Here is a 25331-nt window from a genome sequence, read left to right on the forward strand (position 1 = left end):
TTCCTCCGGCTCAGGAGATCGGGGGCAGATAGGGAGGTTCGGCCCATGAGCCGTAGCCCGGCGGCTTCGCGCCCATCGGGTGGGCTCCGGCGGCGGCCCAGACCAGGCCCTCGCGGTAGCCCTGGGCGGAGACGATGTGCTGGACGTCGTCCGCCGTCGAGCCGTTGATGTCGCGGTAGTTGCCGGAGAGCGGGTACCAACTGCCCAGGTACCAGAGCTTGATGAGGCTGACGATGACCGGCGCGAAGCGGTCGTTGTCGATCACCTTCGTCTTGAGCGAGTCGTCGTTCCTGTTCGTCCGGTCCTCGGCGAGCGCCTCGGCGGCGTACCGGAACAGCTGCCCGGCCTCCCGCTCGCCGATGATCCGCAGCAGCGTGTCGTAGTAGGTGTCGATCATGCCGGTTCCGGCCAGCTCCGCCCGGTCGAAACCGGTGAGGACGACGGAGAGTTCGGTGAAGATCTCTTTGGGTGCGTTGGGGTTGGGCATACGGGTGCTCCCGTGCGGGTGTACGAGCCGGATCAGACGAGCGTGCGGTTGAGGGGGCTGAGGTCCAGCGGGCGGGACACGTCCGGCTCGAAGGTGGAGTCGACGGACTGCTGGAAGCGGAAGAAGCCGGTGGGATCGGCCTCCTTCTTGATCTTCTGGAGCCGAGCCAGGTTGTCGCCGTAGTAGGCCTTGGCCCAGCCCTTCTGGAGCGGGTCGATGTAGTTGGCGTAGGCGCCGTGGAACTGGGAGCTCAGCGCCTCGCCGAAGTCGTAGGCCCATTCGACGTTGGCCCGGGTGTCGGCCGGGTCGTTCCAGATGGACTTGAGCTCGAAGACGTAGCGCTTGTCGCGGTGCGGGTACGGGCCGAGGTCGGTGCAGTCCGGCGTGAGGACCTTGCCCAGACCGTGGGTCCACACGACGAAACTGTCCGGCGAGGGCGCGCAGGCCATCGCCTCCTGGACGGCCTTGATCATGTCCGCGTTCCAGCCCTTGTCGCCGATCATCCCCGAGCGGATGTAGGCCAGCCGGTCGCCGACCAGGGTGGACCGGCCGATGGTGGACTCCAGCGTGGGCAGCGGCATCGAGTACAGCCGTACGTCGAACGGGTTGAGCCTGAGCATCGGCTGAAGCAGGTCGACGCCGTCGGCATAGGGACCGTTGTACACCGGCGTGATCCGGAACGCGGGGATCCGGCGGGTGGGCTCGGCGGGGTCGGGTTCGAGGCCGACGTACCCGTAGGCCGCCATCGCGTCGGGAACCTTCTTCGCCCACGCGTCGTAGGCCGCGATGACCTCCTCGGCGCGCTCCAACGGGAAGGAGAGCTGGCCGCCGAGCACGGTCTTGGCCGGTGGGGTGTGCAGTTGCAGGGTCATCTCGACGGCGACCCCGAAGTTGCCTCCTCCCCCGCCTCGGCACGCCCAGAACAGGTCCCGGTCGTGCTGGTCCTTGGCGTCGGCGGTCAGGGTGCGCAGGGTGCCCGCGGCGTCGACGAGTCTGATCTCGGTGACGTTGTCGCTGCCGAGCCCGTAGGAACGGGAGACGAAGCTGTAGCCGCCGCCCTGGAGGAACCCGGGCAGTCCCACGGTGAGGCAGCCGCCGCCGACCGGGATGAGCGGGGCGGCGCTGCGGGAGACGTATCCGTAGACGTCGTGCCAGGTGGCGCCCATCTGCACGGTCAGCCGCTTCTTGTCCTTGTCCAGACTGATGCCCTTCATCAGCCCGAGATCCAGGACGATCCCGCCCCGGTTGAGGCAGTACCCGGCGGCGCTGTGCCCGCCGCCGCGCACCGTCATGGGCAGCTTCGTCTCCCGGGCGAAGAGGATGGCCCGGCGGACGTCGGCGGTCGCGTTGGCGCGGATGACCAGGGCCGGGGGCGTGCGCGTACGGCCGTTGTCGATGGCGACGACGTTGGCGTACTCGGGGCTGCCGGGCTCGCAGACATAGCCGCTCAGATGGCGGGCGAGATCGTTGATGGCGGTACGGAGGTCGGCCATGTTCACTCCTTCACGTCGCCGTACGCCTTCAAGGCGCTCAGGCTCGGGACGAAGAAGTACTCGCCGCCCTTCATGGTCACCCACTGGCCGATGCGTTCGGCGAAGGTGTGGCCCACCACCGACGGCGGGTTGGTCGAGAAGTCCAGCTCGTTGCGGGAGCCGTAGAGCTTGGGCCAGTGCCCGGCGAGCGTGCCGTCGTCCGGCTGGTCCGGATACAGCTGACCGATCACGGGATCGAGGCCGCTGCCACCGCGCAGGAAGTTCTTGTTGTTCGCCCACTGGTTCTGGATGAACTCGAACTGGTCGGGGATGCTGCTCTGCGCGCACAGGAACAGCAGGCCGACCTCGTCGCCCTTGTCCGCGTTCAGGGTCACCTTGCCGTAGCTGATGGCCCGGCGGGCGATCCGCTGGGTCCGCTCCTGGGTGAGGGGCTGCCCGAACTGGCGCTGCTTGTCGCCCCGCGGGTTGGTCTTGCGGATGTGTGCCTGGAAGGGGCAGCGGACTCCGTCCGGGTCGGCGTCGAAGGTGAAGTTGTTCGGGAGGGAACCAAGACCCGTGACCCCGCGGTCCACCACCGGGGTGCCGTCCTGGAAGCGGCCGACCATGTACGCGCCGGCCAGGGCGACGTCCTCGGGGGTGGGGGCGGGCGTCTTCGGGTGGGCGTGTTCGGCGATCTTCTTGGCGAGTCGCTTTTCGTCGTCGTGGAAGCCGTTCACGTCCTGCTGCAGCTTGCGGTACACGAAGTACGAGCCGTAGCCGTTGTCCTTGCCCCCCGGGTCCTTGACCAGTACCTGGTCGAGCGGGGCACTCGGGTCGTACTGGTCGATGCCGCCCTGCAGGGTCCGGGCCTTCTCGATGTCGCGGGCGTAGAACAGGGGCTGGCTGATGCCGTCGACGAAGCCGAAGTGCTCGCGGACGGGGGCGAGGGGGTCCTCGTTGCCGTTCGCGTCCAGCCGCATGGCGGTGCCGGTCTCCTCCGCGATCATCACGCAGAGGTCCTTGAGTTCGCCTTTCAGCTTCGCCACGAGCGTGTCCAGACGGTCCGTGGCGTCGTCGGCGACGACGACGAGGGCGTGCACGTTGCTCTGGTAGGCGAGCTCCCAATGCTCCACCGGCGGGTCGTTGAGGACGTCCACTCGCGTCTTGGCCCCGGCGAGGAAGGACGGGTCGTCGGGGATCTGGTTCTTGTCCAGCTTGAGGGCGCGGTAGCCGTCGGCCGAGAGCATCACGCCGACGAAGGTCATGCTGGCGGCCTTGACGAGCGCGTCGACGTCCTTCCTCGACATCGCACCGTTGCCGAGGATCGTCTCCTGTACCTCCCGGTACGACTGCGCCTCCTCCCACTGCTGGAGGGCCGAGGTGACCCGGTCCGCGGCGACCAGGCCCGCCAGCCACTGCCGGGCCTTCGTGCGGATCTCTGGGGTATCGGTCTTGAACGTGATGATCAGGAAATGGCTGTGGTCGCGCCCATGGCTCTTGAGGATGTTGCCCTGGAGGTCGTCCAGGGCGGCTCTCAAGGCCTCCTTCGTGTTGCGGGTCGGCGGGATCGCAATGTCGGGATCGATGGCCGTTTGTTTCAGATCGATTGCCACACCACCCTCTTTCACACCAAAGAGGGTGGAAGTAATCGCGGCCACATCCATACCTTTGGCATATGCGAAGGGCAAGGAAAGGGGCTACGACGTGCACGGATGAGCATCGTGGGGAGACATCGACACGCCGAGGACATTCACTCGCACGCAGCAGCGAAACTCACGCCAAACCCGCCGTTGGGGTGAGACCGAGAACGCGCAATCATGTCACGCGAGATGTCACGGCGGTCCGGCATCGTCAGGGAGGCCGTTGCCGTCCAGGATCACCGCAACGGCCTCTGCCGCTCCGCCTCGGGACAGAGCGTGGTGGGCTCGGGCATGGGATCGAGCTGCAGCCCCCTAGGACCGGATGAGTGTGCGGGCATGCTCGATCCACCCCGACACGGCCTTCGCACCGCAGTTCTCGGTGATCGACTCGGCCTCGTCGAGGTGGTGGAGTGCCGCCGATCGGTCACCGGTCTCGGCCGAGAGGTAGGCCAGCGCCACCAGGCCGGCCGCTTCCCCGGGCCTGAAGCCGATCTCCCGGCGCAGCCTCACCGATTCGCTCAACCGCTCGCGGGCCTGATCGAGGTGGCCTGCGTCCTTGTCGGCGAAGCCGAGGTGGCGTATCGCATAGGACATCGTCATCCGGTCGTCGACGGACTTCGCCAGCGCGTACGACCGCTCGAAGTACGGCCTGCCGACAGCGCCGTCCCCCTTCACCACCTGGTGCCAGCAGCCGACCCAGAACAACGCCTCCGCCTCACCCGACACGTCCCCCAGACGCTGGTACAAGTCGACCGCGCGCTCGAACAGCACCAGTTCCTGGCTGTTCTCCTCGCGGTCGTTCAGGAAGCGGACGTGCAGTACCTTGCCCCGCGCCATGGAGAGCGGCGCCTCGATCGCGTCGAGCACGTCATCGGACCGGTCCAGCGCGGACGTGTCACCACCGAACATCGCCGCTTCGAACAGCTCTCCCGCACGTTCAATCCAGTCCTGCCCTCGCACGCCCTGCCCCTCCCCGTCGGCGCTCACGGTGCCGAGGCTATCTCCGCGTTCCCGGCGGAACCCGGGAATTTCCGGTGCGCCGGGCGTCGCGGCAGCGCGAGGATGGCCGAACGGGGCGGCAGACGACGAAATGTACGGATGCGATCGAACACAGGGGGATGCGTTGAGCGACTTCAACGACCGCGATGCTGAGGCTGTAGAGACGCACCTCGTCAGTGCCTCGCAGCTGCGCGAGGGCGGCCACGTACTGCTCGAGGGACACGCATGCGTGATCATGCGCAGCCGCGAGGCGAGCAGTGCCGACGGCGGCGAGGTGCGGACCATCACTGCACTCGGTCTCTTCAACAGTCAGAAGTACGAGGTCACTTTGTCTCTCGATCAGTCGGTCGTGGTACCGGTCGTGACGTACACCGAGTACACCCTGATCGACATCGCCGACGATGGGTCCGTCACCCTGATGGCGGAAGACGGCCAGGTCAGGGACGACCTCAGACTCCCTGACGACACCTCCTCCCTCGCCTCCTTCACCGTCGGCGTACGCGAAAACTTCGAGGACGGAAGGCCGTTGGCGATCGGTGTGGAGAGCGCGATGGGCAGCGAGCAAATTGTCTCCATGACGCAGATCACTGCTCGGTAGGCCCAGCCCGCCCCCCGAGGTGTCCTGGCGGGCTGACGCCGATCAGGACACCCGGCTACAGAGACGTCTGCAGCGTCACCGACTGGGGCGCGAAGCCGTTACGCTCATAGAAACGGACAGCCGCGGCGTTGCCCGAGTAGGCCGTCACCTCCGCGGCTTCGGCCCCCGCCTCCTTCGCCCAGCCGAAGAACTCCGCGACCAGACGTCCTCCGGTCCGGCTTCGGCGAAACGCGGGCCGCACATACATGCTCACCAGCGTCGCGACCTTCACCGGCTTCATTGCAGACGCGTCCCCCAGCACACCGACGAGATGTCCCACGACCTCGCCGTCGCAGTCGGCGCTGAGCAGCAGCCGGTTCGGATCGTCCATGCCGGTGGCTAAACGTTGGGGCCCGTACTGACGAGGCCGATCGATGTTGATGTTTGGATCCCGAGTCCCGGCGTCCTCAGCGAACAACACGCTGCCGCACTCGACGAGCCCGCCGATGTCCGCGTGCCCGGCCCTGCCGACAACCACTGCTTGTCGTTGATCACTTGCTTGTCGTTGATCACTCATGTGCCGCGACGCTACTGGCAGGCACTGGCATCCCGGGGCGAGAGCGGCGCGCGGTCCCACCTGGTAGTGGCGGCGCTTGCGGGTGGCCTACTCGTCGACACCCACCACCCGCCGCGTCGGCATCTCCCGCTCGGGAAGTGTGTCGTCGGCGCGGGAGCCCTCGGTGCGTGCGTCAGGAGGGTGGGCAACCGAACCAGTGCACCGTGCCGTTCCCGGAGGTGTAGCCCAGGCACCTGACGGTTCTGTTGTGCAGGGTCTCGGTCCGGGCGACGCCGTCGTCAAAAGACGCAGTCTTGTAGTGGGTCTCTACGAGCGTGTCGACCTCGATGGTGTACCAGCGGCGCTTGTTGTCAGGCATGCTGCAGCCGTGGCCGAACACGTCGGTGCCGGGCCCGTAGCTGAACATGTCCCGTTCGGCGCGGTCGCAGTGCGCGCGGGAGGCGGCGCCGGCGGTACCGGCGCCGGTGCCCAGCAGGGCCGCCACGCCCGTGGTCACCGCCGCGGTAGCGCCGAGCAGGCGCTTCAGAGTGAGGTTCATCGATCGGTCCTCCTGCCAGCCGTGGTGACGGCCTTAAGTCGCCATGTCACCTTGGAGTGATAGTCACACTTATCCGGGATGTCCGGCCTGGCAGCGGGCGGCGCAGTCCCCCGACCCGGTGACGTCGGTGATGCCAATGCAGCAGGCCGCGGTCACACCCATGCCGACCATGACCGGCGGGCAAGAGCCGTGCCCAGGGGTGCGAGGCCTCGCGCCCCTCGTCCACCACGAGCAGGCCGCGCTGCTCGCGGCGCAGGCCGGCGCAGGCCCGCGTCGAGGAGGAGACGGCACGACACCGCCTGGATCCGGTCGTCGTCGCTGAGCCGTGAGGGGAACAGCAACTCCTCCAGCCGGAGCACGACTTGTCGAACGCGTGCGGCTTCGAACTGGGCCGAAGCCAGAACCTGCCGAAGCCTTGTCGAGTGGGGGTTTGATGATCGACGTGATCGTGGCCGGCGGCGGACCGACCGGCTTGATGCTGGCCGGCGAGTTGCGGCTGCACGGCGTGCACGTGCTCGTGCTGGAGAAGGAGGCGGAGCCGACCAGGCATGCCGGCGCGCTCGGACTGCACGCGCGCAGCGTCGAGGTCATGGACCAGCGCGGTCTGCTGGAGCGATTCCTCGCGCACGGCCGGAAATACCCGGCCGGCGGCTTCTTCGCCGGCATCAACAAGCCGCGGCCGGACCGGCTGGACACAGCACATCCATACGTCCTCGGCATCCCGCAGACCACCACCGAGCACCTGCTGACCGAGCACGCCACCGAAGTCGGGGTCGAGATCCTGCGCGGATGCGAACTGGTCGGGCTGAGCCAGGACGAGGACGGGGTGACCGTCAGGCAAGCCGACGGCACGCGGCTGCGCTCGCGCTATGTCGCCGGCTGCGACGGCGGCCGCAGCATGGTACGCAAGCTGCTCGGCGTCGGCTTCCCCGGCGAGCCCACCAGGGTGGAGTGGCTGCTGGGCGAGGTGGAGGTGGCCGTGCCGCCGGAGGAGCTGGCCGCCGTGGTGGCCGAAGCCCGCAAGACCCACCAGGGGTTCGGCGACGTACCCCTCGGGGACGGGGTGTACCGCCTCGTCGCGTGCGCCGAAGGGGTGGCCGAGGACCGCATGGTCCCGCCGGCCCTGGACGAGCTGAAGCAGCAGGTACGGGCGATCGCCGGCACCGACTTCGGCGCGCACTCGCCGCGCCGGCTCTCCCGCTTCGGCGACGCCACCCGGCGGGCCGAGCTCTACCGGGTCGGCCGGGTGCTGCTGGCGGGCGACGCGGCGCACATCCACCCGCCGACCGGCGGGCAGGGCCTCAACCTCGGCATCCAGGACGCGTTCAACCTCGGCTGGAAACTGGCCGCCGAGGTCAACGGCTGGGCTCCGGAGGGGTTGCTGGACAGCTACCACACCGAACGGCACCCGGCGGCCGCCGACGTGCTGGACAACACCCGCGCGCAGGTCGAGCTGCTGTCCCTCGGTCCGGGTCCCCGGGCAGTGCGCCGACTGCTGTCGGAACTGATGGACTTCGAGGAGGTGAACCGGTACCTGATCGAGAAGATCACCGCGATCGGGGTCCGCTACGACTTCGGCGAGGGCCACCAGCTGCTCGGCCGGCGACTGCGGAACGTGGGGCTGAAGCGGGGGCGCCTCTACGCGCTGATGCACGGCGGGCGCGGGCTGCTGCTCGACCAGACCGGCCGGCTCTCGGTGGCGGGCTGGGCGGATCGCGTCGACCACGTCATCGACATCAGCGAGGAGCTGGACGTGCCCGCGGTGCTGCTGCGGCCGGACGGCCACGTGGTGTGGACCGGTGAGGACCAGCAGGATCTGCTCGGCCGACTGCCCGAGTGGTTCGGCGCTGCCGTCGGCTGAGCGCGCGGGAGATCACAGGCGCCTGAACGCGACGTCAGTGTCCGTCGCAGGCGGACCAGATCTCCTGAAGGAGCGTCGGATAGTCCTCACCGTATGCGGCCACGCCCGCATACACCGCGTCGAGGGCCGCCTGGAGCGGATCGGCCTCGGCGGCGCCGGTCAGCGCGGGGAGGGCCATGTGCGGCTGTGACATGCGCAGGGAGGGGTCCGGCGCGCCGATGGTGACCTTGAGGGTGCGCCGTACCGATCCGGCATCCTGCCCATGTGGTGCCTCGGGTGGCGGTTCCGTCGAGGCGATGAAGGCGGCCGCGCGGCCCACTGCGCGGGTCACCGGAAGCTCCTGCGGTTCGACGTCGGGCATGACCGCGTACGCCTCCGTCGCTGTGGGCGGCCGGAACGGGGGACGTTCGGGCGGGATGGGCCGGCCGACCGTGCGGTGCGGAACGTGCGGGTCGTCATACAGGGTCTGCCACATGTGTTCCGGATCGTCGAAGGGAGGCGGCAGTGGGCCTCCCTCCGCCAGGGCGGTGAGCCCCGCGTCAACCCAGTCGAGCCCGACGAGTCCGGCCGCCGTGCACGCTCGGCGCGCCGCGAGCAGAGCCACCTTGCGCTGGGTCTCCGGGCCCGCCGCGTCGAGGGCATGGACGAGGGCCGGGTCGAACTTCAGCAGCCCGCTCACATTGCCCCCGACATGACGCAGGGCCTCGCTCGGCAGCCGCCCGCCCCACCTCCATTCCTCGAAGGCGAGTTCGCGTTCGCGGTCCGCCTTCTCCTGGGCGAGGCGGGCCAGCCGCTCGGCCTCGGCACGCTCGGCGGGTGTGGGCGGTGGCGGCTGACGGCGGGCGTAGTCGTGCCAGTAGGCGGCGGTCGAGGTCGTCTGCCGGATCACCTCGTCCGGCTTCGGCGGGGCGGGCCAGAACTGCAGGAGGTAGCGGTCCTGTTGGGGTTCATCCAGCCTGGTGTCCAGCTCACGCGCCTGGTCCATGCCCTGGGCGCAGTACCGCACACGGTAGTCGGTCTCCTCCAGGTCCAGATCCCATGCGGCCCCTCCTCCCCACTCGTTCAGCACGCTGTCCGCCGAGACCGGACGGAAGGACACCTCCACGACCTCCTCCCACACCGCGTCCAACGGCGGAGCCTGGTCATGCACCTCGACCGTGAATCCGACGTTGCCCGTGTGCAACCCGGTCATCAGCCACAACCCGCCGGGGACGGCGGCTCCGCACAGTCCCGATGTCTGGCCCGCGAACGCCTCGGCGAGGTCCAGGCCGAAGCTGTCCGGATCGCTCTCGACGTAGATCTGACCGTAGTGAACATGGACCTCACCGTCGACCGGCCTGAACACCGTGACGCCCTCCCCCGCAACAGCGTTCGGCCGAAGCCGAACGAAGTGAATGTCCTGGACCGACAGTAGGAGACGCCACTGACATTGATGGTGCCGGACAGATTCCGGTGGTCGTGGCCCGGCCACTGACCGACGTCCTGCTGGGCTGTCTTCCTGATGTTCTGCCCGTCCGCCGGGTCCTGTTCCGCGGAGATCGGCGCCCGCCCAGCGACGGCTACCGGTGCTGTTCCCGGTCCGTCCGGGTGAGTTCGTACTCGACTTCGCCGTGCTCGGCGCCTTCGATCGCCTCGGGCCAGTCCCAGGCACCATTTACCACCACGGCATACGACTCGGGCCCGCCGCATCGTGCGACGGGCCCGGTCTCCGTGGCCGAGGCGGGATTCGAACCCGCGACCTCTGGGTTATGAGCCCAGCGAGCTACCTACCTGCTCCACCCGGCGGCCTTCACCATAGGACGACGAGCACGCGCCGAGCGAGGGATTTTCGAGGCCGCCTGTCCTCGGCACTCGGACGACGACGTCACCGACTCCGACCAGCCGCGGCCACGAGAGACGCTGCCCGGCCTGGGGGCGCCTCCTCCCTTTCACCCCATGAGCCGCACCCCAGGCGTGAGGTGCCCCCTCACGGTCGCGAGCCCGGCAGGCGCCGCTTAGCGTGGATGGCAAGACGCGTCCGAGCTGAGACGGCACGGCGGGCGCGGGTCCGGCCTGCCTCGGGAGGTTTCCCAGTGGGTACCGTCTCATTCCTCCTCGTCGTGGTCATTCTGACTGCTCTGGCCTTCGACTTCACCAACGGATTCCACGACACGGCCAACTCGATGGCAACGTCCATCGCCACCGGAGCCCTGAGGCCACGCGTGGCCGTCGTTGTAGCGGGGGCACTGAATCTGGCGGGTGCGTTCCTGTCCACGGAAGTTGCCAAGACCATCTCCGGCGGCATCGTGGACGACGCCAAGGTGTCGCTGGTGATGATCTTCGCCGGACTCGTCGGCGCGGTCCTGTGGAACCTGATGACCTGGCTCGCCGGGCTGCCGTCGAGTTCGTCGCACGCGTTGTTCGGCGGGCTGATCGGCGCGGTGTGGGTCGGCGCCGGGGGATCCGCGGTGCAGTTCGGAGCAATCGTGGAGAAGATCATGATCCCTGCCGTCCTCTCGCCGCTCGTCGCCTGTGTCGTGGCAGTGCTGGCGACCTACTTTGCGTACGTCATCACCCGGCGGTCCGCTCCTGGCCAGGCGCGGCGTGGATTCCGCAGAGGACAAATCGGTTCGGCGTCACTGGTCGCGCTGGCACACGGCACGAACGACGCGCAGAAGACCATGGGTGTCATCACCCTGGCCCTCATCTCGGCCGGGGTGCTCACCCACGGCTCCGGACCGCCCTGGTGGGTGGTGCTCACGTCCGGTCTGGCGATCGCGCTCGGCACATACACGGGCGGCTGGCGAATCATCCGCACCATGGGCAAAGGGCTCACCGACATCGAGGCGCCGCAGGGCTTCGCGGCCGAGACCAGCGCGACGGCCGTGATTCTCGCCTCGTCCCACATGGGATTCCCCCTGTCGACCACGCAGGTGTGCACGGGCAGCATCCTGGGCGCAGGCCTGGGCCGCAAACTGGCTCAGGTCCGGTGGGGCGTGGCCGGGCGCATCGCACTGTCGTGGCTGCTCACACTGCCCGCCGCGGCGGGCATCGGCGGCGCGGCCGCGTGGATCGCCGATCGCGGCACCGCGGGCGTAGCCCTGGTGGCCGCCGTCGCGGCCGCCGCGGCGGCCGGGTTCTGGGCCCTGTCGCGCCGCCGCGCCGTGACCCCGGACAACGTCAACGAACTGCCCGGCCGACTGTCCGAGCGCGCGGAGCAGACGGCGGCGTGAGAGCCGGGCGGCGGTCCCGCCCGCCAGTGAAAGGGAGGCGACGCAATGACCATCCACTGGGGCGCTTTCGGCGCCGTGTTCGCCGCGAGCCTCGGGATCACACTGCTCACGGTCGTGCTGTTCTCCCTCGGCATCGCCGCCTGGCCCCCTGACGACCGAGACAGCGACAGCGACGGCGGCGGACGCACCCGCGGTGCCGGCCGGTCGGCCTCCACCGTGGTGGCGGTGCTGTGCTTCGCCGCGTGCCTGGCGGTCGCCGCCTATGGACTCACCCTGATCATCGACGGTTGACGGGACGACCGCAGGGATCGCTCGCCGCCGCGCCCGGCTCGGCGACGCCGGTTTCTCCGTTCGGCGCGGCACATGTCGGAGCAGCGATCGCAAGCGGCGGCCACAGCCGGGAGACCGGGAGGCCCATGCGGCGGCCGCGACACCGGTCGCCGCGCACGTCCGCCGCGATGCTCGGATCCGATCGAGTGGCGATTCCTCGGTCGCACAGGGGAGTCAGACTGCGCGGCTGGTGTCGGTCGGCAACGGCAGGGTCAGGACCATGCGGGCACCGCGGTCGGTGGCGCGGGGCGCTTGAGCGGTGACGGTGCCGCCGTGGGCGGTTGCGATGTCGCGGGCGATGGCGAGGCCAAGGCCTGTGCCGCCCTCACTGCGGGTACGGGCATTGTCCAGACGCGTGAAGCGATCGAAGACCCTCTCACGGTCGGGAGCGGGGATGCCCGGACCGTCGTCCCCGACCTCTACGACCAGCTCGCGTTCGGTGCCGCGCAGTTCGACAGTCACAGTGCTGTCCGCGTGACGCAGGGCGTTGTCCAGGAGGTTCGTGAACAAGCGGGAGAGTGCTGTGCGACTGCCCAGGACTTCCTCATCGAGGTCGGAGTGTACGTCGAGGACGACGGACTGGTGGGGATAGCGCTCTGCGATGGTCCGCCGCAAGAGGTCGGCCACATGCAGAGGCTGAAGTTTCAGGGGCTGGCGTGCGTCCAGGCGGGCAAGGAGCAGCAGATCGGCGACGATCTCCTCGAGCCGGTTGGTGTCGCACAGAGCTTCGCGACCGACGGCGGTCCATTCAGCCCGGTCGGGACGGACCAAGGCCAGCTCAAGGCGGGTTTTCAAGGTGGTGAGGGGGCCGCGCAGTTCGTGGGAGGCGTCCGAGGTGAAGGTCCGCAGGCGGCCCACGGCGCGCTGGAGCTGATCGAGAGTGCCGTTCATCGTCACAGCCAGCAATGCGACTTCGTCGTCGGAGTCGGGAACCGGGACCCGTTGCTGGAGGCTGTGGGCGGTGATGTCGGCGAACTCGGCACGGATGTCCTCAACCGGTCGCAGTGCCCGGCCCATGGCGTACCAGGTCAGACAGACGACAAGCAGGACCAGCAGGGCGGTACAGGGGATCAGGGCCCAGGCCAGAGTGATGACGGCGGTGTGGGCGGGAGCGAGATTGGGATAGGCCTGAACCAGGATCGTCCCTGAGGAGGTGGCGACCTCGGCACTGGCGCTCTGGTCGGCCGACGCGGTGGTCGACAAGGAATCGGTGACGGGTGTGGTGACCAGGGCGATTTCCGGCAGGGCGGCCTGTACGTCGGCCAGCGGTGTACCGGAGCCGAGTTGGCGGGCCGCCTCCTCGACGTGGTCGCGCGCCATGGTGTGGGCGGAGGCGACCAGATTGGTGTGGACGGCGTAGAGCAGGACCACCGAGCAGGCGGCGAGGGCAAGGCCGGCGACAAACGCGACGGCAGCGGTGGCACGGCCGCGCACCGTCCGTGGCCGCAGGCGCGGGCGGCGGCCGCGGTCAGGCTCCGTCGGAACGGAGCCGGTAGGCCCCGCCGGGCACGGTTTCGATACTGGCCCGGCCGAAGGGGCGGTCGATTTTCCGGCGAAGAGCACTGACGTAGACCTCCACAATGTTCGGACCGCCCTCGTACTCTCTGTCCCAGACTCGTTCGAGGATGGACGCCTTGCTGACAGCGACGTCCGGGGTTGCCGCGAGCAGCGCCAGGACATCGAACTCGCGGGCGGTGAGAGCGATGTCCGTGCCTGCGCGGCGGCAGCGGCGGGCGCCAGTGTCGATCTCCAGGTCACCGAAGTGCTGGACGACCTGCCGTTCGGGGCGTGCGCGGCGCATCAGGGCATGCAGCCGTGCGGTGAGGACGACGAAGGAGAAGGGCTTCGTGAGGTAGTCGTCGGCACCGGTCTCCAGGCCCTCGGCTTCGTCGTATTCACCGTCTTTCGCTGTCAGCATCAGGATCGGGGTGTTGTCGCCGACCGACCGCAAGTGGGCGCAGACCTTGTAGCCGTTCAGGCCGGGCATCATGACATCGAGAATGATCACGTCATAGTTGTCGGCTGCCGCCTTGGCGAGACCGTCAAGGCCGTCACTCGCAGCGTCAACCGCAAAACCCTCGGCTCGAAGACCCTGTTGGAGCAGCTCCACGAGTCGGGCGTCGTCGTCCATCAGCAGCACACGCATGCCGTCTACCTTGCCTCACCGGTCGTACCAGGCGCTGAAGAGGATCTTCAGGACGTTCAGCGGCCCTTCAGCCGCCGGGAACGAGTATCTGGACTCCCGTTCCGCAGCGATCCATCGCCCCTCGGCCGAGCCGAATCGATGTCGAGCGCTCTGCAATCGGTGCGCCGGGGCTGGGAAACGGTGACCCGCTGCTACCTCGTGCCTGCTTTGCGGCTGGTGTCTGAGCCAGGACCCCAGGGCCGACAGGGATCGCCCGACTCGACCGGGCATGGCAGCTCTACCACGACATCGGCATCAGGCCGTCCATGCTGTCCGTACAACAGGCACTGCGCGAGGTTGGAGTTCGACGGGCGCAGTGGGCGACGGAAGCGGCGCGCCCCACGTCAGGGTGGCCGGCGCTGGTGGGGATCAAGCTCCGTGATGCGTGGGAGCACCGATCTGTTCGGCGATCCAGGACGCGGCGAAGTGTGTCCATGTCGATGCCTCTCCCGCTCCCTGGGCGAGTCCTAGGCTGTGGGGGCCGTGCGGGTAGACGTGCACCGCGTGGGGCACATTGTCGGCGGCCAAGGCCGCGGCGAGGCGATAGGTGTGCTCAGGCGGAACGTAGGGATCCTCCGCCGTGTGCCACATGAAGAACGGAGGAGCCGCTGGAGTCACCAATGCGTCGAGCGAGGTCGAACGACGCAGCTCTGGGGATGCGTCCTCGCCCAACAGGACGAGCTGCGAAGGCCGGTATGTCTCGGTCTCCATCGAGGTGATGGCATAGCCGAGCACAGCGAACTGAACCGATGTCCGCTCGTCGGCGTTCGGAGCCAGGGCTGCCAGACCCGCGAGGTGCCCACCGGCCGAGAAGCCCACGACCCCGATCGTGTCGGCCCCCTTGTCCCGTAGGCGCCGGATCTCGGTTTGAAGCGCCTCGAGAGGCGCCGGATGGCGCACGTTGAGCGGATACCGGAAGACGCTCGCTTCCAAGCCCAATCCTCGGAGCCATCCGACGACCGGCTCGGCCTCGTGCGCGGCATGCTGCACATAGCCGCCTCCGGGCAACACGATCACATGCACAGACATCTCATCGTCCTCTTTCATTGACCGGGTGTACGAGTCCAGTCGACCATGACCGGGTGACGGCGCCGCATCACATGAACGGGTGAGGAAGCCGATCGCCTTTGCCGCGGCCGGCTACGTCGCAGCGTGAGCCGTGCGACGCGTCGAGGTAGACATCCCCGGCCCGGAACCTGTCCGAGCGCTGCACACGGAGCAGCGGTCTGTCAGCTGAAGAAGGGATCGTCCACGACGTGCACCCAGCCGCCGTCGGGCTGCCGCCGCAGGATCTCGCTGGTGTTGGAGACGACCGGTTCCGGCGTGGGTCCGGTGAGCGTGGCGGTGTTGGACACCAGGGCGACATCGTCGACCACACGGATGTCGCGCAGCTCCAGCTTCAACTGGGCACCGCTGTCGATCAGCTGCCGCAGGGCATGGCGGATGGCCTCTGTGCCGACAACGTGACGGCCCGGTTCGGGAACGAAGTGGGCGTTCGGCTCGTAGAGCGACACCAGGCCCTCAAGGTCTCCGGCCTGGAGGTACTCCATGAACAGGGTCGCCACCGCCTCGGGTGTTTCAGCACGCCGTCGACCGCCGGTGCCGATGGGTCTGTCGCCCCAGCCGGCCGAGGCAAGCCGGTCGTACCAGTCGGGGTAGGCGCCGTACGGCAGATGCCGGCGCAGCAACTGGCCGGGAAAGGTGATCGGGCCGGCCTTCTGGGGCTTGGCCTTGACCTGGTTGAGGACGGCTTCGGTGAGCCCATATCCCAGGTCCGCGCGCGGAAGCAGGAGGTGTGTTTCGTCGGCGAGGCCGTCGGGGAGACTCTCGCGGCCTAAGCCGAGGATGTCGGTGAGGATGCCCGCCTGGGTCATGGCCACTTCGGGACCCTTCCGTTCGGCGATGCCGTCGGATGTGTGCAGGGCGATGGCGTCCCAGGCGATCTCGACGCGTCCTTCGTCGACTCCGTGTTCCCGCAGGAAGGCTGCCGCCGTGTCGGCCCCGTCGACCTCGAAACGATGGTCGCCGTTGCCTTCCTCGCTCAGCCCGACGTCGTGCAGGACGCAGCTGAGGAAGATGAGTTCGTCGTCGTAGTCCGAGCCTGGCCGCAGGCCGCGGTGTGCGGCGTGGGCGCGGGCGAACACGTAGCTGCGGATGCTGTGGTTGAGGATGAACTCGGGTGTGGCGCGCGCGGTGAACGCGAATGCCTCTCGGGCGATCTCCGAGCCGGGCAGAGCGAGCCGGCTGAAGACGGGCGGGTGTGCGTCGGTCATGGTGTGTCTCTCTTTCGTCGGATTTCCCTGATCGGGCGCGATCGCATCTGGGTGGCCGCCGGGATGCGCGAGCCGAACCGGCGCCCCCGGGCAGGGCAATTGGAGAAATGGTGAGCAGCTGCCGTTCAGGCCCTCGTCCGCAGGAACTCACTGATGTGGTGAGCGACCTGGTCCGGCGCCTCCAGGGGCGACAGGTGGCCGGAACCCCCCAGTTCGGTGAGGGTGGCGCTGGGGATCAGGGGGAGCAGGTGTTCGCGGAGTACCTGCGGCGGGTCGACCTTGTCGTGGCTGCCGACGAGTACCAGAACGGGAACGTCGATCATGCCGACCGTGTCGGAGAAGTCCTCCACCAGCGCCCGCTGCGGCCAGGCCGAGCGCGCCGGTTCACCGGCCCGGGAACTGTCCTCGAGGACCTGACGGCGCATCTCGTCGCTGAGGCCGCCGTTGGTCAGCACGTGGTCGATGCTCTGGCCGATGCTCTCCTCGTTGTCGTAGGCGTGCGACAACGCTTGCTGGAACTCCGGCGTCACGCCGACCGGGGCCGGCGGCGCGGGCGCCACGAGCACCACGCCCCGCAGCCCGGCTGGGCGTCGGGAGGCGAGGACCTGGGCAACCTTTCCGCCCATGGAGTGGCCGACGACGACATACTCGTCGTAGCCGAACTGATCGATGACCTGCTGAGCGTCGTCAGCGAGTTGCTCTGTGCCGAACGGGCCGGGCACGGCAGTCGACTCGCCCCAGCCACGGTGGTCGTGGGAGACGAAGGCCTGCGTGGGCTTGAGGCGTTCGACGACCGGCCGCCAGGTGCGGTGGGAGCCGCCCCAGTAGTGGAGGAAGATCAGGGCCGGGCCGTCACCCTCGCGGGCATGGGCGTAGACATACCCGTCCTGTACATCGAAGTACCGGCCGATCGGGGTGTGTGTGGTCACAACAGACTGTCCTTGCGTGGGCCGAGGCAGAGCCGCGCTCCTGCGGCCGGTGCCGGCGTGAGCCGCGGCAATGGGGCCGTCCTGCTCATGACTGGATCGTCGCTCGACCTCTTCTTGATCAACAAGTGGCTCGTTTGCCAATCCCCACGCAGATCTTCAACCCGCGGCCCAATACCCCGTACGACCTGACGGTGTGCGGCGCGGCCGCGGCAGCGTTACGACCAGCACCGGGTTCACTGTCGGCGCCACGGCCGGGCTGCCGGCACTGGCCGGGGCGCACACGATCATCGTGCCCGGCTACGCGGACTACCAGCGGCCACCGGCACCCGAGGTCACCGCAGCCCTGCGACTGGCCGCCAGCCGGGGTGCGCGCATCGCGGCCATCTGCACCGGCGGCTTCACACTCGCCGCGGCCGGGCTCCTCAACGGCCGTACGGTGACCACGCACTGGGCCAGCGCCGACGACCTCGAAAGGCTCTACCCCCACCTGCGGGTGGACCGTAACGTCCTCTACATCGACGACGGCCCCCTGCTGACCTCCGTCGGCGTGACCGCCGGCATCGACCTGTGCCTCTACATGGTCCGCAAGGACCTCGGTGCGGCCGTCGCCAACGAGATCGCCCGCGAACTGGTCGCCGCACCGCACCGCGACGGGGGCCAGGTCCAGTTCATCGCCCAGTCCTTGCCCGAGCCCACCGCCTACACCCTCGCCGACACGCGCGAGTGGGCCTTGCGCCACCTCGACCAGGCCCTCACGCTCGACGTTCTCGCCCACCACGCCCGCGTCTCCACTCGCACCCTGGTCCGCATGTGGCGCCAGGAAACCGGTATCACCCCCCACCAGTGGCTGCTCACCGCCCGCGTCAACCACGCCCGGGAACTTCTGGAGGTCACCACCCTCACCATCGAACAGATCGCCGCTCAAAGTGGCCTGGGCAGCAGCACCAACCTCCGCGCCCGCTTCCGCGACGCCCTCGGCACGACCCCCACCGCCTACCGGCGCACCTTCCGCGACCCCAGCGCCGCCTGATCCGCGGAAGCGGACCTCGACGCCCCCTGCCCTGGGCAGCGGCGAGCCGTCATGCGGCTGGGCGCGGGGCGCGCCTCGTGGACCGCATAGCCTCCCCCCTCGCCTTGACGGAAATAGACAGACCTGTCTACGGTGCTGTACCGCATCGAGCAGACAGACAGGTCTACTCATTCCGGAGACGACCTCCGGCCGCCGATCACCTCCGGCTCCGTGCAGCACGACAACCTCCAGGAGAACGAGCAATGCCCCTACACGGCGAGTACGAACCGAGCGCAACCGACTGGGTACGCGGTCAGGTCGCGCAATACGAGGCGACGGACGGAAAGGAAGGCGGCACCTTCCTGGACCGGCCGGTGATCATCCTCACGACCAAGGGAGTCAGGTCGGGCAAGATCCGCAAGATGCCGCTCATGCGCGTGGAACGCGACGGCTCGTACGCGGTGGCCGCCTCCAACGGCGGCGCGCACGAGCATCCGTCCTGGTACTACAACGTGGTCTCCCACCCCCTCGTCGAGGTGCAGGACCGCGCGGTCAGGAGGGACATGATCGCGCGCGAGTTGCGGGGCGAGGAGAAGGCCGAGTGGTGGAAGCGCGCGGATGCCGCCTACCCGGACTTCGTCGACTACCGGGCCAAGGCCAACCGGGAGATCCCCCTCTTCCTCCTCGAACCGGCCCCTGACGAGAGCTGAGCACCGACGCCCGCCCCCGCCGCCGCCCTCCACGCAACGAAGCCCCTCCCATGACCGGCCTGCTCGACCTGGTATCGGCGATTGAGTAGACCGGTCTGGCCAGCAGTAGACTGGGCGTACCTGTCGAGAAGGTGGCCGGCATGACCAAGACGCGAAGTGCGAAAGCCCCGACGGCGCGGGAGCGACTGCTCTCCGCCGCGGACGAACTGTTCTACGCCGAGGGCGTGCAGACGGTCGGGATCGACCGGATCATCGAGCACGCCGGGGTCGCCAAAGCATCCCTGTACAACACCTTCGGCGGCAAGGAACAGCTGATCCGCGCGTATCTCGATTCACGCCAAGCCGATATGACCGGACGGCTCCTGCGCGCCGTCAACCGCGCCGACAACCCACGTGAGCGACTCCTGGCTGTCTTCGAGTCACAGGGCGAGCAGTTCACGGAGCCGGACTTCCACGGCTGCGCCTTCGTGGCGGCCAGCGCGGAGGCAAAGCACGGCAGCGCCATCGAGGAGGCCTCGGACGCCTACCGCGCATGGATCCGAGCCCTGTTCACCGACCTCGCCCGGGACGCCGGCGCCGCGGACCCCGAAGCACTCGCCCGCCAGCTCCACCTCCTGTACGACGGAGGGGGACTGTCCGCACGGATGGACCGCGACCCCTCGGCAGGTGCGACCACCCGGGTGGCAGCTTCCGTCCTGATCGACGCGGCACTGACGAAGCGCTCCTGAGGTTGCAGCGCAGGCTTCGCTTCCCTTACGGCCGCCGCGTACACGCGAATGCTGCGCGACGAGACCCGCTGCCGGCTGCTCCTCACCAAGGACTGCGCCCGGAGGACCCGCCGTCACGCGCCGGACACACCTGACCTCCCCACCCAGGACATTCCATCCGGCGCGCTTCACCCTGCGAGTGGTCCGCGAAACCCTGCGAGAGGTCCGCGAAGCCCTGCGGGTGGTCCGCGGACAGCTGGGACTCCGGGTCCGGCAAAGTGCCCAGCACGACCCCGCCCTCACACACCCCGACGGGCGCACCATGAGGAAACGGTGTCAGTGGTGCGTCACATCGGGGCACCGTAGCTCATGCCGGCGGGCGACAGTCAGTCGGCGGTGCGCTGGTCATAGGCGGCGCGCGCCGCATAGACCTGGGCGGCGCGGGTGTGGGTCCAGGTGCACAGGACGCGGGTTTCCTCGGCGATTTCACTGCCGAGGTCGGTGAGCCCGTACAGGACCAGAGGCGGTGTGGCCTTGGGATCCACCGTCCTGGCGACGAGCCCGTCGCGCTCCAGGGTCCGCAGGGTCTGCGAGAACATCTTGCGGCTGATCCCTCCGATGGAGCGCTGCAGCTCGGAGAACCGCTGGACACCGCGCTCCCGCAGGCTCAGCAGCATCAGCAGAGCCCACTTGTCGGCCAGATCCACGAAGACGTCACGGCTGGGGCAGGCCGCGTCGAGGATGTCCATCGGCCGCTCCGGGTCGAGCCCGATCGGCGACTGCTCTTGTTGTGACATACCCCTCAGGGTACACCAGCACCCCCAGGGGGGGTTGACCTCTTTTGGAGGTCAGATCTAGATTGGAGTCCTGACCTACTCAAGGAGCAAGCCATGACCGAACCCATCAAGCGCCCCCTGGTCGCCATCGCCTTCCACTCCGGCTACGGACACACGGCGGTACTGGCCGAAGCCGTCAAGCGGGGGGCGGAAAAGGCCGGAGCCGAGGTCGCCTACATCCCGGTGGACACCATCACCGACGAGGACTGGCAGCGGCTCGACGACGCCGACGCCATCATCTTCGGCTCCCCCACCTACATGGGCGGCGCCTCCTCCGCCTTCCACGCCTTCGCCGAAGCGACCAGCCGCCGCTACCTCACCAGCGCCTGGGCCGACAAGATCGCCGCCGGATTCACCAACTCCGCCTCCAAGAGCGGCGACAAGCTCAACTCCCTCAACTTCATGGCCGCTCTCGCCGCCCAGCACCACATGATCTGGGTCGGCCTCGGCCTGCCCCCCGGCTGGAACGCCCTCACCGCAGCCGAAGACGACCTCAACCGCCTCGGCTTCTGGATCGGCGCCGGCGCCTCGACTCCCCAGGACGGCGGCATCGACACCGTCCACCCCGCCGACATCGCCACCGCCGAACACCTCGGAGCCCGAGTCACCCGCCAGGCCGACATCCACATTGCGGGCAGGCACTCCCTCGCTCAGCGATAACACCCGTCACGGCGCCCCCGCATCCCGCACCGCCACTGGCACGTGGGGACGTCCGCGGATCACGGGTGCACCGCGCCCCACCACCAGACGCGGGCCCTACCCCCGTTGCACACCCCGTGAGGAATGACCGCATGACGGCCTTCAGCCTGAATCAGCATTACGACGCCCCCGCCGCCAAGGTGTGGGATCTCATCGGCGACTTCTACGCCGTGGAGAAATGGATGCCCGGCGTCGCCGGCGTCCTGAAGGACGACGACCAGCAGACCCGCACCATCACGATGCACGACGGCGGGCGGCTCGTCGAAAGGCTTCTGGAAGAGGGTCCGCTCTTCCACCACTACCGCTTCAACGACCCCGGGCCGGTGCCGGTCCGGGACTTCACCGCTCGCATCTCGGTGACAGCGCTCGATGCGGACCGGTCCGAGATCGGCTGGGCCGCCCGGTTCGAGCCGGCGCCGGGAGTCACCGAAGAAGACGCCATGACAGCCCTGGTGGGCTTCTACCAGGCATGCCTCGACAGAATCGCGGCGGAACTCGGCGCATGAAGGGCACCTGACTCGTCCAGCCGGACCGGGTTTTCATGCCTCGGCATCCGTTGTCGGCTCCGACGCCTCACCATGCGACGGCTGCGCAACGCGCCTACGGTCGGGGGCGACCCTCAAGGGGCCCGATCACCGCCGTGCGGCCCCGCAAGGCGGGATTGCGCCGCGGCCACCACAGCAACTGCGGTGACCGCGGCTCGCCCAGGACCCGCGCCCTTCTGGACGAGCCGTCACCGATCCTCCTGGGCCGTCGACCTGGTGACCTGCGGCCCCGGGCGGATGGCAGCGCGATACCGGTCAAGGACTTCACCGCTGTCCGGGGTGAACGGATGTCGCTCCATAAAGACAAACAGTTCGCTCTCTGTCAGCCAGTCGTGCCACACGACCTCGTCACCATCGGGCCTGACTTCGACTGGGATGACCGCTTCGTGGATGCCGAGCCAGTGAGGACTGAGGCCACTCCGATTCAGGAATTTGGTCACATGGCGGACGGACACTCGGACACCGAGCTCCTCCGCCAACTCTCGGACAGCGGCACCCTCATATGACTCGCCCACAGCGACGGCTCCGCCGACCACGACCTCGTAGTGGTGAGGGAAGCGGGACACCCGCCCCGACCTTCGGTGCACGAGGATCCGCCCATCAGGATCGCGGCACAACGTCACGGCGACGCGGTGCAGCCAGCCCCGACGGACGGCCTCACCCCGGAGCACCACCGCAGATACCTGGTCCTGTTCGTCGACCTGTTCAACCCACTCATCCATGAGCCAACGATCGCAGCCACCTCTGACTCTCGCGCAGGGACGAACCGGTGTTGAGAGGCCAACTCCGGCCGCGTGGGCCACAAGTGCAGTTCCATGCAGCCTGCCCGCTGGAGGGCTTTATGCTGCCCGTGACCGTGTACCGGCGTACGAACCTGACGCTGCGACAGCCGGCCGCCTCTTCGCCGTATCGCAGTCGGCGGCCGACCGCACACTGGATCATCTCGCGCCGCCGCCGACGCCGCAGCCACACAGCCGGTTCAGCCGGAATGGTGTGCTGATCCTCGCCGTCGGGCTGCGGGGTTCCCGGCAACCGCATCTGCTCGAGTCCGACACGGGCCTGCCTCACTCTCCCTGACCGGCGGCAACGGGCCAGTGGGGTGGTCCTTGGCGACACGGCCCCTCCGGGGGGCGCAGGTCCGGGGGACCGGTTCCGGATATGCGTTTAATCACGTCCGAGTACCGAAATGCCGGGATCGCACAGCGCATATGGGCGCGGATCTCCGGGCCATGCCCGCAGCGCTTGAGGGAGATTGCCATGAGCGGCCCAACAACCTTGCCGACACCGTCCGGTCCCTATCTGGACAAAGGGCTGTTGCCCGCCGACTTCTACTCCTACGAGGAACTGCTGTCGGACAAGGAGCGGGAGAAGATCGAGACCGTCCGCGACTTCCTGCGTACGCAGGCCGCCCCGATCGTGGACGACTACTGGGCCCGGGCCGAGTTCCCGTTCCAGCTGATCGAGGGATTCGGCAGGCTCGGCCTGGTGGACTGGGCCCACCCGGACTCCTCGGAATCCAGGCCGAGCAACCTCCTCGCGGGCTTCGTCGCCCTGGAGTTCGGGCACGCCGACGCGTCCTTGGCGACGTTCACCGGCGTGCACACGGGCCTGGCCATGGGCACCATCCTCACCTGTGGTTCCGACGAACAGAAGCGGCGATGGCTGCCGGCGATGAGCCGCTTCGAGAAGATCGGCGCCTTCGCGTTGACCGAGCCGCACGGCGGCTCGGACGTGGCCGGCGGCCTGCGGACGACCGCGCGGCGCGACGGCGACGAATGGATCCTCGACGGAGCCAAGCGGTGGATCGGCAACGCGACGTTCGCCGACCTGGTCGTCGTCTGGGCCCGCGATGTCGAGACGCAGCATGTGCTGGGCTTCGTCGTGGAGAAGGACACCCCCGGGTTCACCGCGACGAAGATCGAGAACAAGATGGCGCTGCGAATCGTGCAGAACGCCGACATCGTGCTCGACGGCTGCCGGGTCCCGGAGGCCAACCGGCTGCAGAACGCGAATTCCTTCAAGGACACCGCCAAGATCCTGCGCCAGACGCGCAGCGGGGTGGCGTGGCAGGCGGTGGGCGTGATGTTCGGCGCCTACGAGATCGCCCTGCAGTACGCAAAGGAGCGCGAGCAGTTCGGGCGCCCGATCGGGGGCTTTCAACTCGTGCAGGACCTGCTGGTGAAGATGCTCGGCAACGCCACGGCCTCGTGCGGGATGGTGACGCGCCTGGCCCAGTTGCAGGACGCCGGGGTGTTCCGGGACGAGCAGTCCGCGCTGGCGAAGGCCTATTGCACCGTGCGGATGCGCGAGAACGTCGGGTGGGCGCGGGAACTCCTGGCCGGCAACGGCATCGTCCTCGACTACAAGGTCGGCCGCTTCGTCGCCGACGCGGAGGCCCTCTACTCGTACGAGGGCACACGGGAGATCCAGACCCTCATCGTCGGCCGTGCCGTGACTGGCGGACTGAGCGCCTTCGTGAGGTGATGACGATGACCACGGAATCCGTATTCACCGGCCTGAGGGTCGTCGATGCGTCGAGCTTCATCGCGGGGCCGGCCGCAGCCACCGTGCTCTCCGACTTCGGAGCGGACGTCATCAAGATCGAGCCACCGGGACCGGGCGACCCACAGCGGCGGCTGAGCTCGGTACCGCCCAGCCCCCGGGCGCAGGCCAACTACGGCTGGCACCTCACCAACCGCAACAAGCGCGGCATGGTCATCGACCTGAAGGCGCCGGCGGCCACCGAGGTCCTCAAGCGCCTCGTCCAGTGGGCAGACGTGGTGATCACCAACTTCCCGCACGGCACTCGTGAGAGGCTGCACCTGGGCTACGACGAGGTCTCGGGCTGGAACCCGAAGGTCGTCTACGCCGACATCACCGGCTTCGGCGATGCCGGCCCCGACGCCGCGCAGCCGGGCTTCGACCTGACCGCCTACTGGTCGCGCAGCGGGCTGCTGGCCTCCACCCGGGACGCGGGAGCGCCGCCGACGGTGCCGGTCTGGGGCAGCGGCGACTACATGTCGGCGATCGCGATCTACGCGGCGATCGTCACCGCCCTGTACCGCCGCGAGCGGACCGGACAGGGGGCCAGCGTCGGGACGTCGCTGCTCGCCGCGGGCGTATGGGCCACGGGAACGCTCGTGTCCGGCGCGCTCGCGGGCGGCACTCCGTTCGAGTTGCACGACCGGAAGGCGCCCGCGAACCCGCTGATCAACCCCTACCGGACCGCGGACGACGAGTGGTTCATGCTCGTCGCCTCCCCTCCGCACTGGCCGGGACTGGCGCGGGCCATCGGGCATCCCGAGCTGCTCGAGGATCCTCGTTTCGCGGACATCGAGGGCTTCGTCAGGAACTCCGCCGCGCTGACCGAGCTGCTCGACGCCGAGTTCCGCTCGCGGCCCTTCGCCCACTGGAAGGACACCTTGGGCCGGGAACGCGTCACCTACAGCCTCATCCAGACGCCGGAGGAGACCGCGCGGGACCCACAGCTGCGCGCGAACGACATCGTCGTGCCGCTGGAAGGGGTCGACGGGCTGGAGGAAACCATCAGCAGCCCGGTCAACCTCCGCGGGGTGCCGAAGGTGCCGGCGAAGCGGGCCCCGGATCTGGGCGAGCACAACGCCGAGATCCTCGCCGAGCTGGGTTTCGGCCCCGACGAGATCGCGGAGCTGCGCGCCCAGGGAGTGATTCCCGGCCCGCCGGAAGCGGAGACGCCACGATGAGCAGGGCGTCCGTAGCGGCCGAG

General features: G+C 68.6%; 25 protein-coding genes and 1 tRNA gene. 11 read left to right on the plus strand and 15 right to left on the minus strand.

Annotation, left to right across the window (positions count from 1 at the left end; translation table 11 throughout):
* Positions 1-10: 10 nt before the first annotated feature.
* The 4 genes from ACIPSA_RS30945 to ACIPSA_RS30960 all read right to left on the minus strand — a co-directional run bounded on the left by ACIPSA_RS30945 (position 11) and on the right by ACIPSA_RS30960 (position 4586).
* A complete protein-coding gene (locus tag ACIPSA_RS30945) occupies positions 11-487 on the minus strand; it encodes a hypothetical protein (protein WP_402640222.1) in 477 nt (158 codons plus the stop codon).
* Between the two features lie 32 nt (positions 488-519).
* Positions 520-1980, minus strand: coding sequence for an FAD-binding oxidoreductase (locus ACIPSA_RS30950; RefSeq protein ID WP_402640224.1), 1461 nt, complete (start codon positions 1978-1980; stop codon positions 520-522).
* A 2-nt stretch (positions 1981-1982) separates the two neighbouring features.
* Positions 1983-3572 (minus strand): Dyp-type peroxidase, encoded by a 1590-nt coding sequence (locus ACIPSA_RS30955; protein ID WP_402640225.1) that lies wholly within the window; start codon positions 3570-3572, stop codon positions 1983-1985.
* Between the two features lie 339 nt (positions 3573-3911).
* Positions 3912-4586, minus strand: a complete 675-nt coding sequence (locus ACIPSA_RS30960; RefSeq protein ID WP_402640227.1) for a tetratricopeptide repeat protein — start codon at positions 4584-4586, stop codon at positions 3912-3914.
* A 136-nt stretch (positions 4587-4722) separates the two neighbouring features.
* Between ACIPSA_RS30960 and ACIPSA_RS30965 the strand changes: the two genes are divergently transcribed.
* Positions 4723-5196 carry a hypothetical protein gene (locus tag ACIPSA_RS30965; RefSeq protein ID WP_402640229.1) on the plus strand — a complete coding sequence of 158 codons (474 nt, stop codon included), beginning with the start codon at positions 4723-4725 and terminating at the stop codon, positions 5194-5196.
* 55 nt (positions 5197-5251) lie between these two features.
* Here the strand turns inward: ACIPSA_RS30965 and ACIPSA_RS30970 are convergent, their stop codons facing one another.
* Positions 5252-5752, minus strand: a complete 501-nt coding sequence (locus ACIPSA_RS30970; RefSeq protein WP_402640231.1) for a GNAT family N-acetyltransferase — start codon at positions 5750-5752, stop codon at positions 5252-5254.
* Positions 5753-5924: 172 nt separating this feature from the next.
* Positions 5925-6290 carry a hypothetical protein gene (locus ACIPSA_RS30975; protein WP_402640233.1) on the minus strand — a complete coding sequence of 122 codons (366 nt, stop codon included), beginning with the start codon at positions 6288-6290 and terminating at the stop codon, positions 5925-5927.
* A gap of 433 nt (positions 6291-6723) precedes the next feature.
* Between ACIPSA_RS30975 and rox the strand changes: the two genes are divergently transcribed.
* On the plus strand, positions 6724-8151 hold the full coding sequence (gene rox / locus ACIPSA_RS30980) for a rifampin monooxygenase (RefSeq protein WP_402640235.1): 1428 nt from the start codon (positions 6724-6726) through the stop codon (positions 8149-8151).
* A 34-nt stretch (positions 8152-8185) separates the two neighbouring features.
* Here rox and ACIPSA_RS30985 read toward each other — a convergent pair whose 3' ends face one another.
* Together ACIPSA_RS30985 and ACIPSA_RS30990 are read right to left on the minus strand one after the other, a co-directional pair.
* Positions 8186-9496 (minus strand): hypothetical protein, encoded by a 1311-nt coding sequence (locus tag ACIPSA_RS30985; protein WP_402640236.1) that lies wholly within the window; start codon positions 9494-9496, stop codon positions 8186-8188.
* A 366-nt stretch (positions 9497-9862) separates the two neighbouring features.
* Positions 9863-9936, minus strand: a tRNA-Met gene (locus ACIPSA_RS30990).
* A 287-nt stretch (positions 9937-10223) separates the two neighbouring features.
* On the opposite strand from ACIPSA_RS30990, the gene ACIPSA_RS30995 reads away from it, so the two are divergent.
* Positions 10224-11363, plus strand: coding sequence for an anion permease (locus ACIPSA_RS30995; protein WP_402640238.1), 1140 nt, complete (start codon positions 10224-10226; stop codon positions 11361-11363).
* A gap of 45 nt (positions 11364-11408) precedes the next feature.
* The gene (locus tag ACIPSA_RS31000) at positions 11409-11654 is read left to right on the plus strand and encodes a hypothetical protein (protein WP_402640240.1); all 246 of its coding nucleotides are present in this window, start codon (positions 11409-11411) and stop codon (positions 11652-11654) included.
* Positions 11655-11867: 213 nt separating this feature from the next.
* On the opposite strand, the gene ACIPSA_RS31005 is transcribed toward ACIPSA_RS31000, so the two are convergent.
* From ACIPSA_RS31005 to ACIPSA_RS31025, 5 genes are all read right to left on the minus strand, one after another.
* On the minus strand, positions 11868-13127 hold the full coding sequence (locus ACIPSA_RS31005) for an ATP-binding protein (protein WP_402640241.1): 1260 nt from the start codon (positions 13125-13127) through the stop codon (positions 11868-11870).
* A 34-nt stretch (positions 13128-13161) separates the two neighbouring features.
* Complete coding sequence (locus ACIPSA_RS31010) at positions 13162-13839, minus strand: response regulator transcription factor (RefSeq protein ID WP_402640243.1); 678 nt, start codon at positions 13837-13839, stop codon at positions 13162-13164.
* Positions 13840-14247: 408 nt separating this feature from the next.
* Positions 14248-14925: an alpha/beta hydrolase gene (locus ACIPSA_RS31015; RefSeq protein ID WP_402640245.1), complete on the minus strand. Its 678-nt coding sequence runs from the start codon at positions 14923-14925 to the stop codon at positions 14248-14250.
* Between the two features lie 182 nt (positions 14926-15107).
* On the minus strand, positions 15108-16151 hold the full coding sequence (locus ACIPSA_RS31020; RefSeq protein WP_402640247.1) for an SgcJ/EcaC family oxidoreductase: 1044 nt from the start codon (positions 16149-16151) through the stop codon (positions 15108-15110).
* Positions 16152-16276: 125 nt separating this feature from the next.
* The gene (locus ACIPSA_RS31025) at positions 16277-17080 is read right to left on the minus strand and encodes an alpha/beta fold hydrolase (RefSeq protein WP_402640249.1); all 804 of its coding nucleotides are present in this window, start codon (positions 17078-17080) and stop codon (positions 16277-16279) included.
* Positions 17081-17273: 193 nt separating this feature from the next.
* On the opposite strand from ACIPSA_RS31025, the gene ACIPSA_RS31030 reads away from it, so the two are divergent.
* The 3 genes from ACIPSA_RS31030 to ACIPSA_RS31040 all read left to right on the plus strand — a co-directional run bounded on the left by ACIPSA_RS31030 (position 17274) and on the right by ACIPSA_RS31040 (position 19527).
* Positions 17274-18110 carry a GlxA family transcriptional regulator gene (locus ACIPSA_RS31030; RefSeq protein ID WP_402640251.1) on the plus strand — a complete coding sequence of 279 codons (837 nt, stop codon included), beginning with the start codon at positions 17274-17276 and terminating at the stop codon, positions 18108-18110.
* Between the two features lie 242 nt (positions 18111-18352).
* Positions 18353-18799: a nitroreductase family deazaflavin-dependent oxidoreductase gene (locus ACIPSA_RS31035; protein WP_402640253.1), complete on the plus strand. Its 447-nt coding sequence runs from the start codon at positions 18353-18355 to the stop codon at positions 18797-18799.
* Positions 18800-18939: 140 nt separating this feature from the next.
* The gene (locus ACIPSA_RS31040; protein WP_402640255.1) at positions 18940-19527 is read left to right on the plus strand and encodes a TetR/AcrR family transcriptional regulator; all 588 of its coding nucleotides are present in this window, start codon (positions 18940-18942) and stop codon (positions 19525-19527) included.
* Between the two features lie 365 nt (positions 19528-19892).
* On the opposite strand, the gene ACIPSA_RS31045 is transcribed toward ACIPSA_RS31040, so the two are convergent.
* On the minus strand, positions 19893-20303 hold the full coding sequence (locus tag ACIPSA_RS31045; protein WP_402640257.1) for a winged helix-turn-helix transcriptional regulator: 411 nt from the start codon (positions 20301-20303) through the stop codon (positions 19893-19895).
* A 93-nt stretch (positions 20304-20396) separates the two neighbouring features.
* On the opposite strand from ACIPSA_RS31045, the gene ACIPSA_RS31050 reads away from it, so the two are divergent.
* Complete coding sequence (locus tag ACIPSA_RS31050) at positions 20397-21002, plus strand: flavodoxin family protein (RefSeq protein WP_402640259.1); 606 nt, start codon at positions 20397-20399, stop codon at positions 21000-21002.
* A gap of 131 nt (positions 21003-21133) precedes the next feature.
* Positions 21134-21547: an SRPBCC family protein gene (locus ACIPSA_RS31055; protein WP_402640261.1), complete on the plus strand. Its 414-nt coding sequence runs from the start codon at positions 21134-21136 to the stop codon at positions 21545-21547.
* Positions 21548-21774: 227 nt separating this feature from the next.
* On the opposite strand, the gene ACIPSA_RS31060 is transcribed toward ACIPSA_RS31055, so the two are convergent.
* Complete coding sequence (locus ACIPSA_RS31060) at positions 21775-22308, minus strand: NUDIX domain-containing protein (RefSeq protein ID WP_402640263.1); 534 nt, start codon at positions 22306-22308, stop codon at positions 21775-21777.
* 535 nt (positions 22309-22843) lie between these two features.
* Between ACIPSA_RS31060 and ACIPSA_RS31065 the strand changes: the two genes are divergently transcribed.
* Together ACIPSA_RS31065 and ACIPSA_RS31070 are read left to right on the plus strand one after the other, a co-directional pair.
* Positions 22844-24070: an acyl-CoA dehydrogenase family protein gene (locus ACIPSA_RS31065; RefSeq protein WP_402640265.1), complete on the plus strand. Its 1227-nt coding sequence runs from the start codon at positions 22844-22846 to the stop codon at positions 24068-24070.
* A gap of 5 nt (positions 24071-24075) precedes the next feature.
* On the plus strand, positions 24076-25308 hold the full coding sequence (locus ACIPSA_RS31070; RefSeq protein WP_402640267.1) for a CaiB/BaiF CoA transferase family protein: 1233 nt from the start codon (positions 24076-24078) through the stop codon (positions 25306-25308).
* The last annotated feature ends 23 nt before the right edge of the window (positions 25309-25331 follow it).

Source organism: Streptomyces sp. NPDC086549 (assembly GCF_044746205.1).
Taxonomy (GTDB): Bacteria; Actinomycetota; Actinomycetes; order Streptomycetales; family Streptomycetaceae; genus Streptomyces.

Coding starts and splice junctions, on each gene's coding strand:
- ACIPSA_RS31065 (WP_402640265.1), top strand. CDS start 22,844: ATGAGCGGCCCAACAACCTTGCCGACACCGTCCGGTCCCTATCTGGAC.
- ACIPSA_RS31035 (WP_402640253.1), top strand. CDS start 18,353: ATGCCCCTACACGGCGAGTACGAACCGAGCGCAACCGACTGGGTACGC.
- ACIPSA_RS30975 (WP_402640233.1), bottom strand. CDS start 6,290: ATGAACCTCACTCTGAAGCGCCTGCTCGGCGCTACCGCGGCGGTGACC.
- ACIPSA_RS31040 (WP_402640255.1), top strand. CDS start 18,940: ATGACCAAGACGCGAAGTGCGAAAGCCCCGACGGCGCGGGAGCGACTG.
- ACIPSA_RS31000 (WP_402640240.1), top strand. CDS start 11,409: ATGACCATCCACTGGGGCGCTTTCGGCGCCGTGTTCGCCGCGAGCCTC.
- ACIPSA_RS31050 (WP_402640259.1), top strand. CDS start 20,397: ATGACCGAACCCATCAAGCGCCCCCTGGTCGCCATCGCCTTCCACTCC.
- rox (WP_402640235.1), top strand. CDS start 6,724: ATGATCGACGTGATCGTGGCCGGCGGCGGACCGACCGGCTTGATGCTG.
- ACIPSA_RS31010 (WP_402640243.1), bottom strand. CDS start 13,839: ATGCGTGTGCTGCTGATGGACGACGACGCCCGACTCGTGGAGCTGCTC.
- ACIPSA_RS31070 (WP_402640267.1), top strand. CDS start 24,076: ATGACCACGGAATCCGTATTCACCGGCCTGAGGGTCGTCGATGCGTCG.
- ACIPSA_RS31045 (WP_402640257.1), bottom strand. CDS start 20,303: ATGTCACAACAAGAGCAGTCGCCGATCGGGCTCGACCCGGAGCGGCCG.
- ACIPSA_RS30950 (WP_402640224.1), bottom strand. CDS start 1,980: ATGGCCGACCTCCGTACCGCCATCAACGATCTCGCCCGCCATCTGAGC.
- ACIPSA_RS31015 (WP_402640245.1), bottom strand. CDS start 14,925: ATGAAAGAGGACGATGAGATGTCTGTGCATGTGATCGTGTTGCCCGGA.
- ACIPSA_RS30970 (WP_402640231.1), bottom strand. CDS start 5,752: ATGAGTGATCAACGACAAGCAAGTGATCAACGACAAGCAGTGGTTGTC.
- ACIPSA_RS31055 (WP_402640261.1), top strand. CDS start 21,134: ATGACGGCCTTCAGCCTGAATCAGCATTACGACGCCCCCGCCGCCAAG.
- ACIPSA_RS31060 (WP_402640263.1), bottom strand. CDS start 22,308: ATGGATGAGTGGGTTGAACAGGTCGACGAACAGGACCAGGTATCTGCG.
- ACIPSA_RS31020 (WP_402640247.1), bottom strand. CDS start 16,151: ATGACCGACGCACACCCGCCCGTCTTCAGCCGGCTCGCTCTGCCCGGC.
- ACIPSA_RS30945 (WP_402640222.1), bottom strand. CDS start 487: ATGCCCAACCCCAACGCACCCAAAGAGATCTTCACCGAACTCTCCGTC.